At 57.2% G+C, this 11968-nt stretch carries 3 protein-coding genes; all 3 read right to left on the bottom strand.

From position 1 onward, the window contains the following. Nucleotides 1-5: 5 nt before the first annotated feature. A complete protein-coding gene (locus tag AB4O45_RS07020) occupies nt 6-4067 on the bottom strand; it encodes an Ig-like domain-containing protein (protein WP_460161235.1) in 4062 nt (1353 codons plus the stop codon). Further along, nucleotides 4060-8157: a Tc toxin subunit A-related protein gene (locus AB4O45_RS07025; protein WP_460161236.1), complete on the bottom strand. Its 4098-nt coding sequence runs from the start codon at nt 8155-8157 to the stop codon at nt 4060-4062. The genes AB4O45_RS07020 and AB4O45_RS07025 overlap by 8 nt, the downstream gene beginning before the upstream one ends. Nucleotides 8158-8222: 65 nt before the next feature. Further along, nucleotides 8223-11867, bottom strand: coding sequence for a Tc toxin subunit A (locus tag AB4O45_RS07030; RefSeq protein ID WP_460161237.1), 3645 nt, complete (start codon nt 11865-11867; stop codon nt 8223-8225). Between the last annotated feature and the right edge of the window lie 101 nt (nt 11868-11968).

Raw genomic sequence — 11968 nt, forward strand, 5'->3', positions numbered from 1 at the left:
TTCGATCAGTTGGTGACTGCAACATACACAGCGCCGCTGTCCGAAGTGCCGTCGCTGTTTTCTACTTTGACGACCAGCGAAATCTGCTCCGTAAGGTTCATCGGCCGCCAGTGAGCCTGGTATCGCCCGCGGTGATCGGTAAACGACTCAGTGAACGGTGCTCCATTTGTGGAAACAAGGATTTTCCGTCTGGGCATGGGCTCTCGCCCCTCCTTGGCCACAATCAGCGCGGTCATGGAGACGTAGGTCTGCAAGGGAACCGGATTAGGCGACGCAACAACGGATTCCACCGCTGCTGGACACTCAGTGACGGTCAACCAGAGCGTTTTTACCACCCAGCCAGCCAAACCACCCTTTACCGACGCCCGCAATGCAGCCTCGCCTGCTCCTCCCAAGACAATGCGCGCCGTTGCCTTGCCTTCGGCATCCGTCAGGGTTGTCGGCAGCGAGGTGCGGTCGTACTCCCACATCACTTCGACATTGGCCAAGGGTTGCGCGGTACTGGCTGACACTACCAGGACTTGCGCGGTCATCACCTGCCCCGGATACCCGCTCGGATCAGCGCTGATCAGTTCCTTGATCTCCCGGGGCTCGTGCAGCAAAAACGGTAAAGAAATCGACTCCGAATACAGCGCATCGCCCACCGTGGCGGTCAGTTGCGCCGCACCCGGTGTTGTCGGCACAAACCGTATCCGCGCTTCACCGTAGAAGTTGGTAGTGGTGGTCACCTCACCAAGGTCCGGACTGCACCAGACAACCTTCATCCCCACCATCGGTCTGCCACTGATGCCCGACACAATGGTGATCTGCTCAGATACAGCCTCGCCCCAAAACAGCGTCTGACTGCTGCGTGAACGATCCGCAATTTTTACCACCTGCGCGCCTTGCCCCAGCGACATTGCAATAACCGGAGAAAGCCTGGCCAACCGCGCCGAGGAAAAGCGCAGGCCGAAACGCCCGTCCTTGATGTCGCCCGCGTTGAACCGATAGGTCATTCCAGCGCTCGAGAAAAGCCTGGGGTCACCCAGACGTGGCTCCTCGAAGCGCATGCCCAATTCCGTCGGCCCGGTGCCGGTCATGCCCAGCGTCAGGTGATGGTCAAACAACGCGCTGCCCGCCGGGGCACTCACGCGCAATTGGTGCTGCCCCTTGCGCCGAGGGAACTCAGCGCTTTGACCCAGTGGCTGAAACGGTTGGGAGTCGAAACTGTATTCAAATCCGGCCCAGGGATCCCCTTCCAGCGCTAGAACCTTCATGGTTCGGCGCTCTTCAAAACGGTCATAAGGGCTGATAACCGCCGCTGTCACCACATGTTCACCTGCGGTGGATGGCGCAAAGGGAAAACCACTCCAGCCATCGGCAGCCGTCCTGTGCTCTTCGGTGCTGCCGTCGCCTGTCCATTGAACAGGCACTTGATCCAGAGCGAGGTCGGGACCATAAGGGGAGCGTACCTTCAGCCACATCCACGCAGGATCCTGCCCAATGACCGGATCCACCGCAGATGCACGGGCGTCTTCGATAGTGATTTTATTGTGGCCCAAGGTCATCGTATTGATGTCGCTGAAACCATGGGTATCGATAACGAACCGAAGTGCGAAGACACCGGGTTTGGTACTTTTTGAACAGTCCAGCGTCCAGATAAACCCGCTGTCATCCACAAAATTTTCGCTTCCGCGGGGTGGACTCAATTCGATTCCGAGCTCTGCCGCCGGGCTTCCATTCCATACCAGATCCATGGCAATACCCACTAAAGGGCTTAGCGCATTGGTGCGGAAGATATAGCGATGTACAGCGCCGATACACGGAAAGAGTGGCTGGCCCCTGAGATCGGTCATCTGATCCAGGACCACGGTCATTTCTTCATGGAGGTCAGGTGATAACAGTCGGCAAGAAAAATCCTTGTTCGTGAGAGTGTCGGTGCGCAAACTCACCTCGAAAATACTGCTGGTACTTTCGATACGATCAGAGCTGAACAACCAACTCAAATCTTCCCCTTCGCGCAATATTCTCGGTACGTCAAGGTCGCTCACCGCCAGACCGTTCTCTGGATTTTCGTTCCGCCATCCGAGCGTAATTGCCTCGCCAATCAACGGGCTGCCCGCTAATGCCCGGACCGTCAGGATATGCCTCTGGCCGCGCTTGCATGCGATTCCGTCATGGGCAATCGGAACGGCATCAAACGTGATGCTGACCTTGTCCTTCCATTCGTCTCGTGCAAACGCCGTGACCGAAAATGAGTGTTCATCTGCCGGTCCGCCTTCGTAGGCACTCACACTGGCGGTAATCGTCTCGTTGCTCAAAGCCGTCAACGGTCGGTAATACAGGCTGGCCCAGCCCCCACTGCCGGTACGAGACTCGACAATGCCCTCGGGGGTTTGCCAGTCGACGATTGCATCAATCACTGGCTCACCGGCACCTTTGTCAGTGACATGCACCACCTGCACCCGCATCAACGTCTTTTCGGAGTCCTCGACAACCGGTGAAATATTCGGGCCGCGCGTGTCAGCGATCCTGACCTTGTTGCGCGCCAGCGACATGGGTTTACGCGGCGATGGCAGTAACAGCTTCGAGCAGACCAATGACAGTTCGAAGCGACCGTCCAGCCAGTCCTCGCAGGCCAGCGTCCAGAGACTATCGTCCCCATCGAAAGCGACCGGTTGCTGGAGTGGCGGGTTGACCGTGACCTTCAGCTCTTCATGCCCGACGCCGCTCCAGTGCAGCGATAGATCAGTCGCCAGCAAAGGGCTGTCGGCGGGCAAGCGCACAATGAAGGGGTAATCAGTGCCGCGATTGGGATAACCGGTCGCGCTCCACAGGGTTACCTGCGATTCGACAACGCAACGCAAGTCCATCCAGGGATCGGTCGCCAGCACCGTGACCGAAAACTCGAGAGTCACCTCGCCACTAGGGTAATAAGGACTGTCGACCGAAGCTGTGAGGACGAAATCGCCTGCTTGCTCAGGAACGAAATCGAAGTAGACCAAGCCTTGTTCATCAGTGATGCTGGTGCCCAGCACACCTTGCCCGGCAGTCGTCCACCTGACTTCCCGGCCATCAAGCGCCTGACTGGTGTAGTAAGAGAGAACCTGCACACCCAAACGGACGCTTTGCGCATACTCCAGGACCGGGTAATAAGCCGCGCACTGTACTTCGCGAAGCGCTAATCGATGATGCCCCAACGATACGTCAATCGTGTAAGGCTCGGCGTTGTACTGGTTCACCAGACTTATCGTGAAGTCATGAGCCTTTTCCTCCCCCATATCCGGGCAATCGAGCGACCACTGCGACAATAGCGGTTGATAGGCGCCCCAGTCGGGGGTCGCCTTGACTGACTCCATCGGGTTGCCGTGAATGATCAATGCGATATTCGTATCCAGCCAGGCGCTGCCGTCTGCCGGAATAAAAGACAGGCCGTGGGGAATGAACAGAGAGTCGTCCGGGTCATCGCCAAGGGAAGCGCCCAGGCAAAGGTATAACGTCTGGCCTGGTGGCAGATCTTCGCTATCCAGTCGCACCGTCTGCAGTTGCAGCGGTTCAAGCTTCAGTTGCAGGTCGATTCGAGTGATGCAGATTGCCGAACGATTGTCGCCCGTGTTGTCAGGGACACCGCTGACCTCGAAGCTCAATGCGTCATCGCTCACGAATTCCAATTGATCCAGCGACCGTTGATACGCGCGCGGCTTGAATTCAAGCGGCTGTCCCGCCAGCGGTCGGGCGTTTTCGAGCTCCGGATTCCGACCTTCTGGCGCCGTGAGCTCGATGCTCATCAACACTTCACCGCGCTTGCGGATGTGCAACCAGCCCGATTCGCCCGACCATGAAACGCCGGGCCGCAGTTCACATAAAAACGTCAGTTCGTAACCGGCTTGTGCACCGGGGGTTTTGGGAGCTTTGACTTCCTGTGTGGCCGAAGCCCCGACACCGACCTCCATGAAATTGACTAACTCGCCATCATAAAACTCGCTCGCCAGGCCAACCCTACCGCTGGTACGCCACTCTTTGAGCCGATCATTGAAGTCACCATTGAGCAGCAGGCTTTCATTTTTTTGCACAACGGGCTCATTCATGATCGCTGGCTCCGTTGCGTTGGCGCGCCAGGTAGGTGTTTTCAGCCTCGGTCACCAGGTCTGTGACCTTTTGGACGTACGTCGGCTCGCCGGCCTTGATGGAGTACCGCACGCGAAGAATGATATTGGTCAAGGATTTGAGCATTGCAGCTTGCGGCTGATTAAGCGGGCGAGGAAAACTCAGCCGCCAATGGGAAACGGCACCCGTGTATTCAAACGGGTTGAGCAATCCTTCGTCGGGTTTCTGGTGGGTCTGGCCATTATCGCCAAGCCCGACCGACAAAACGATCTGCTGACCGCTGCGCAGGTTGAACAGCAGATCGCCAGGTGCGATTGCGGTGGGCTTATGCAAATACTGCACAGACTGTGTGGTCGGTCGGGTCGCGGTCACGCTACTGATCTGCTGCAACGTTGCCCGCACATCCTCGTAGGGACCGGCCAGCACAGGCAGATCGACTTCCACCGAACTGATCTGCCGGCAGAAATGGCCAGGATGATCACGGTCGAACAACAACTGGGTCAGTCTGAACTCCAACACACCTGTTGCCATCAATTGCGCGTGTGCATCTGCCCAGCTGGCTATGCCCTCTTGAGGCTCGATTCTGTCGTCGTACAACTGCTGCAAGGAAATGGTTTTGATCAGTTCCGGCCGCCGCTCGTAGCTTTGCAAGCGCCTGCGCTCCTGGTCCAGCAGGTACATATGCAGTTGTTCACCCGAGCCCAGACCATAACGGTGATCGAGCCAGGCCTGAGGCAAAGGGACGGGGGCATCATAATCCCCGGTTTCGGCAGCCAGTGAAGCCTGAGCACTAAGGCACAGGCTGACGACTGCGTCGTACGCCTGATAGTGCAGAGCCTTGAGCTGGCCAAGCATCCAGCCGAACAGCTCGGCATTGCTCGCGCGTTTTTTAAGGAAGTTGTACATGGTCAACGCTTGGCTGTTGGCCCTGAGCGTCTGTTCAAGGCTGGATCTCGCCGCGTTGATCGCATGGCTTTGCGCTTCGATCTGCGCATCGATTGCGCCCACCTCCGCCAGCGCCTGATCGCGTTGCAGCGCCCACTCACTGCGGCGACGGCGATAACCTTCAGTGGTGGCCTGTCGGTCGGCGTCGATTTGCAGCAATGACGAAGAAACCTCCAGGCCGAAAGCCACCGCATCGAAAGTGTGTTCGGGTTTGAAGCCACCGTTGGAAGTACCATAGATTTTTGGCAACGCCGCGATGACGCCCCCTGCCACCCTGACAACTTTGGCCTGCAGTGCTGATGTCTTCGACTGCTGCAGACTGGCCATGACCTGATACTCGATCGGCGAAACGTTTTCGCTGTAACGCATTGCATAGGCGTCGGCCCGGTCCTGCGCCATTGCCCGACTCTGCTTCAGCGCTGTGACATTCGCCTCCAATTGGGCGATGGATTGTTCCTGTACCGTTTCGGCATAGCGACCCAGCTCGAGCAAATGGTTCTGCTGCGATTCTTCCTGCTCGGCACGGTCGCGTTGCTTGAGCAGACGCAGCACCAGACTGCCGAAATCCCGCAGGCTCTGTACCCCGCGCAACGCGACTTCGAACGTGACCCGCCAGCGATACGCATTGACCACCAGGCGCCCGCCCATCGGTCTGGGCCCGGCCGCGCTACCAGCGGCCAGATCGCGGAGCAATTGCCTGGGATCGGTCATCGGGCTGAACAGCAACACGTCCAGCGGTTTGCCATCGATCGTGAGATTGTTGCGCAGGTTATCAAGGCGTTGCTGCGGCTTTGCGAACAGGTCGAGCAGCGATTGATTGATCGGAATTCTAAAAGGTTCGCAGGCCAACAAACCCAGGATCGGCGGGGTGTCGGAAGCGATCGGGTAATCTGCCAGGTTGAAATCCAGCGTTTTTTCAAGCGCTTCAAGCAGGGGTCGCGATTCGCAATTGTCCAAGAGGTTTTCCACGGTGTCGGTCTGCCAACGAGTCGCTGTGTCGGCGGTGGGCGCCTTGCCCATCAGAAACCCGGCCTGGACATAGCAAAGCTTGGCGGCCACCAGACTGTCACGGGTCAATTGTCGGTAATACCAATCGCCCCACGCCATCAGGTTTTCTACGTAGTCGGTGAACATCAGGATCTGAAAATGTGCGGGTGCGGCATAGCCAATGGCATCCGGATCGAGGGGATTCTGAATTTCCCACCCTGGATTGCCCGGCGCTGTTGCGATATCCAGAGGCCGGCAACGCCAATACGCCGGTTTCGGGTTCGCGATCGGAACCGGCGGATTGGCCGGATCTGCGGTGGCCTGTGGATCGAATACGTAATGCAGCCAGCTCTGCGCTTCCTGAAAGCGTTCTTCGTCGCGCAACCGGGTGGCGATCAAATGCGGCAGGTGAAAAAACAGCTCCCAGAAGTTCAGACCATTGGCACCGTCGAAGGCACCATTGGGTGGTTCAACGAACTCTGCGCCGATCGGCGACGGCTCGCGAATGAACTGGTTGGACCAGTCCAGCACGGCGTCCACGGAAATATTCGAGCATCTCACCAGTTCCGAGCCAAACAAGGAATTGAGCCGAATGAATTTCAACGCCAGTCCAGTTTGATTGAATGAAAGAAACTGTGCCCCGTCGGTACTGTTCTTGTGCAGAGCTGGCGGGACGAAATCCATGAGATCGACAATCGTCAGGTCGAACTCTTTCTGTCCTGTCGGGGAAGTGGGAGAGGCGAATGAAAAAATGACTGGCGTGGGCCAGGTGCCTTTCGTCCGCGAGGAAGTCCACGACTGAGTTACCCAGCCCCCGCCTGCATCCTGTTCTTCGAGGATCGGCGGCGGGTCACTATCAGAAGGCAGACCTGCAATTTGCAGCTCCATTTTCAACCGAGCGCTGTCCAGGCCCGTGGGGCTGCAAAAACCCTGCACCGTCAGCACATCTTTGTCATCCGCGCGCGTTGCCATAACGTGCAGGTCGAGATAGGGCGTCAGGGAACCATGGGTCTGTATGCGAGTGACAACAGTCACCTGACTGTTCAGTGGGTGCTGAACCGTATCGTTGCTGACAAATCGCTCCTCAAGCGCCAGATCCAGCCATGCGCCACCGTCCAGAAGGGGGCGCATCAGAACGTCGTAGACACCATGCACCCGCAGACTGGCGGATGGCGAAGATAGGTTGCCCGTCAGTAAAATCCCCAACTTGCCCTTCGGATTCAGATAATCGACCTGCACCGTCGCAATCAGTCTGGAGCTCGCCAAACCCTCGTCCTTGTGTTCTGAACTGTGCACACACAACGGCGCAGACCACTGCCCGTTCTGCTTCATGAATGCCAGATTGATCACCAGTTTGCTCGGGCTGAGCGACTCCGCTGCGCTCGCGACTACCGCGTCGCGCCATTCGGCCCAGACCACACACAACCGGCCATTCCAGAACACCGGGCGGATATCCAGCACCTGATCGGCGGTCGGGATTTCCACGGCTTGCCATTCACTCCAGACCGCCGGATTGACCGAAACGCTGGTTGCGCCCAGTTCGATCTCGGCCTTGCGCCAGAAATACTGGAACGGCTGCACCCGCTGCCGCCCCAGAAAGTAGTAATCAGCTTTGGCCGGTGTCACGCCGTCCATGAAACAGCTGATCACATCGAGATCGCAGACTTGTTCGAATGCCTGCAAATAATCCTGCAGCGCCGCCTGCACGGTATCTTTGTCCAGACGGGCCTGGTTCAGGTTGTTTTCCAGATTCTTGAACAGACTGGTTTTGCGCAATCGCACCGATGGAACGATGAAGTTTTCCGCATAGCATGAAATCTGGTGGGGCACGGTCCAGTCGGGATAATTGCTGAAAATCTCCCATTCGCGCAGATGACGCTTGTCGAACTCGTGATCCCGGAATCCTGGTTCCAGCTTTCGATACACCGCATGGATGTACTGCTGCACACAACTTATCGCTTCGGCAACTCTGGAACTCTTGACCTGATAAGTATCCAGAGGATCCATGCGCAGCAATTCAAACAAGTCTTCAGGTGTTTTCAGAAAAGGGTATTTATCATTGGCCACTTGACCGATGCAGTACTCAAGAAGTGCCGAGCGACGTTTTTCCAGCAGCCCGCCAATATTACTCAGTGCCATGATCTTGCTCCTTGGAATATGGCCCGGGGAAAAACGTTCGCCAGGCGGTATGCAACGCCCTGCCGCTACTCCCTGGCAAAGGTAATGGCATGGGGGAATATTCTTTCGCTTTCCCCAGACTGAGAGCGAACGCTGAACACGAATGTGCCGCCCGTCTTGCTTGAGACAAAAACCCGGGTAAGCCCCTGCTGATCAGTGAACCCCTGCGCCGGCCGAATAGTGACGGCATCCATCTTCGCGGGCGGAACGCTCTTGCCGAACCACTCCACGAGCGAGTTTTGTCCGCGGTTTCCGTAGTCGTCCTCCAGCACCGCATACAGTTCTACTTCATGACCGTATTTCACTGTTTCCAAAGGCGTAGGTGAAAGTTCTGCAATAGGGAACGACAACGTAGTGAAGTCGGCAGTTATTTCTATGGGAGGGGCGTATTGCGGCTCGAACAAGTCCAACCAAAGCATTGGCGTGTCGCGGCCCATGACCTTGCCGGGGATAAACTCGGCCAAAAGTGTCCCGTCCGTTCCCGTCGCCTTGTATTCAATGGTGCCCAATGTGGCGCGCCAATAAACATTGACGCCACTCAGCGACTTTCCATTGGCGTCTTTGAGGGTCACTTTATAAGTGACTTTTTCGTCTGGCTTGTTAGCCACGACGGTGCTGTCATCCACCACTTCGCACGTGATTGTGACCAGCCCTTTGACGTCGCCTGGAACATGCACGATCGGGGCACGAGTATCGGACTCGCCGAGCAGGGCATGTTCGGCGGCATCGGCATAGGATTTTTTGTCGACGGTTTCGGGCAGATTACCAATGAGAAAAATCGTTAACGCATCCATGCCGCTCTCGGTGGACAGCGCCAGCACGCGCATCAACAAATCGAGCTGGGGAAGGTTTTTCAACACCTTCAGGTCGGGATCGATGCGGCTCACACATTCGCGCACTTCCTGAACGCTCCAGCCAAAAAAATCGGCCAGTTTGATCGCCGCCGCCTGTTGTGCCAGCCATCTCGCATCTCCGGTGACATCCGGCAATGCGTTGACCTGGCGCAGGTAGTCCAACAGCTTCTGTGGCGGTTGGCCGCTCGAGGCTGAGGCGAGGGCAAAAGCGCGAGTGAGCATGGTCAGGTAATAAAGCGTGCGCACCGTCAACGCATGCTTGTCGTCCTGAACCAGCCAGTCCTTGTAGCCGCTATCCAGATAATCCTGCAACAGCGCCGCGCTTAACCCCAGGGTCGACACCACCTCACTGCGCCGGCGAACTTCAGCCAGTAGATCGAATGATGTGTCGGCAACTCGGGGGCGAGTCCGGCCGCCCCCTTCGCTCCCCGCATCCGCTTGCTCCAGCACATGCAGCAGTAACTGATGCACCGTGACGTCTGCCCAGTTCAGGACCGGCAATGCCTGATCCACGCCAACGCCGGCGTATGCCGCCAGCGTCTCCTTGACCAGCGAAGTCTGCGCATCGCGCATCTGTAAAAACGCGCTGACCATGCTGTCGATGATGCTCTGCCGCAACGCTGGCTCGATCTCACCCAAGGCGCTGTCGACCGCCCAGGCGATTTTTTTATGGACGGAGGCCAGATACATCTCAGCGCTTCCCTCCGGAGGCAGGATCAAACCATGCCCGTCGGTTATCGGCCCCAGGCTGTCGGCGGATGTCGCGAGAAATTCGATCCAGTCCGCGGCCCCGGCTGCCGGAACGCCTGCCATGAGAAACGTACTATTGGACAACTGTGCAGTCGGCAGCAAATTGCGAACCTGCTCGAAAAACTGCTCATCCTGTTCGGATGGATCCTGAGCCGCTGGCGCAGCGACCGCATGCTGCAACACCCACAACACCGGCAGATTGTTTTGCGCGCACCACTGCACGCAACTTTGCATAGCCTCGATCAGTTCCAGCGCATCCGGTGAACCCTCCGGTACATCGTGGATGACAGGAGTACCGGCCAAGCCATTGACCCAGTCATCGCCGCCCAGGATCGATAGCATCAGCACGCCTTCAACCGGAGTGATGTTCAACAGCCGGGCCAGCCTCACCAAACGGTAGAAGCTCGAGATGATCGCTGCGTTGCGCTTCAATTTGTCGGTAAAGCCATGAGCCTTGGCCACAGCGTTCGCCAGCACGTAATAAGTCTGCGGATCAATCGCCAGACCACTGCAGAGCTGGCTGATCGTCAGATCCACCACGCCCGGTATCGGCGCCACCGCAAACTCATCGTTGTCGAGCTTGAAAGGCTCGCGATAACCGGTTTGAAAATTGAACACCTGATCGAATTGCGAGAGCGCTTCACCGCGGCCATAAACCGACAGCTCACCCACAAACACAGCAAAGTCCGCGGCGGTGCATTCGTAGCGCTCGCGCAACGTCTGGAACAACCCAAGCGCATGAACCGCGCCACTGGAGATGTCCATCTCGTTGCTGTGACCTTTCGTTGAATTGCCGCGCCCTGTTGCCCGGATGACCGATGTCAACACTGCGTCCAGCTGTTCGAACGGCAATCCTGTCCAGTTGGCCAGACGCACCATCTGATTCATCCGGGTATAGCGGTTGAACCCGATGAGTTCGTCGGGGTTTGCCGTCATTCGAATGCGAGGCTTGGTTGCAGGATCGAAACCCACCGCCGGCGCAGTACCGTCATTGATGTAAACCGAACCCGAGCGCTCGCTTTCAGCCTGCTTGGGCGTTTCATCCGGGTAGGTCACATTGGCCGAGCGCACAGGAGCAAAGTCGCCGATCGACAGAAGCGCCTCGATCTGTCGGCTGTCGAGCTTGGTGCGCTGACCGAAAAACTCCACCTGATTGAGATTCGAATACATCTCGGTATAGGTACCAAAGTTGTGCGCAAAAAAATCTTCGCGAAGGGCGAAATCCGCACGCGGTTCGGTCAGCAACTGGCGCTGATAAGGGCCAAGCCGCGAGGCATGGGCGAAACCCTGTGCAGTATTGGCACCTCGAGCATTGGCTTGCAGAAAATAGGGATAAGCCAGGTCGACCCGGTGCTCGAAGTCGCCCACCGACAAGTCATGAAACTGCGCGATACCATCAATTGTGACCCAATGCTGGTAATAAGGCAGACCATTGGGGTAGCGGGCTGCGATCAGCGCGTCTTCGATGGATTCGATATCCGTTTGCGCCGCGATGAATTTCTCCAGCACCTCAACGATGATGTCCACAGAAGAGATCGATTGATAAACCGCATTGAAGTCGACCTTCAGTGCCAAGAGATCTGTGCGCCGGTTATGCAGCGAGAAATCGTCTTCCTCTCTGATACCCTCCAGACGGTCACGAACCCAGCGCAACAAGTCGATCAGATACGCCACTGGCGACCAGATGGACTCCAGTGCATCTGGCGGGCACAACGCGGAAAAATCGGTACCGATCAGAGCGTGATAATTGGGACCGTCCACGATCGATAACAAACCGCTGGAGCTGCGCTTTGGCGCGGGCCTGGTGCCCTGCAGCGTCTGCTCGATAAATTGGCGCCGCTGAGACGTGGCTATGCTATTGGCGCCGCGCCAATATTGTTGCGCTTGCTCAACGCTGAGCTGATGCTCTCGGACCATGCATTGAACACCCCTTTCAACCAGTGGATAAATTGATCCACCGTTTTGCAGGTATGTCTCGAGGTTCTGCAGTCCGACGTTCTGTGCTCGTTGTTCCTCGCTGAACAACTCATCGAACAGTTGCAGGGCGGGACGGCGCGAATCAACCATGATCAGATTCCTTTAGGCGACAACTGGCCCGCGCAACCTGACGTCCTTCGTCAGGCTGCACATTCAGTGAGTACGATTGAGCGCTTCGAACGCCGTCAAGT

The organism is Pseudomonas sp. S2_B10 (assembly GCF_054668425.1).

Coding starts and splice junctions, on each gene's coding strand:
- AB4O45_RS07020 (WP_460161235.1), bottom strand. CDS start 4,067: ATGAATGAGCCCGTTGTGCAAAAAAATGAAAGCCTGCTGCTCAATGGT.
- AB4O45_RS07025 (WP_460161236.1), bottom strand. CDS start 8,157: ATGGCACTGAGTAATATTGGCGGGCTGCTGGAAAAACGTCGCTCGGCA.
- AB4O45_RS07030 (WP_460161237.1), bottom strand. CDS start 11,867: ATGGTTGATTCGCGCCGTCCCGCCCTGCAACTGTTCGATGAGTTGTTC.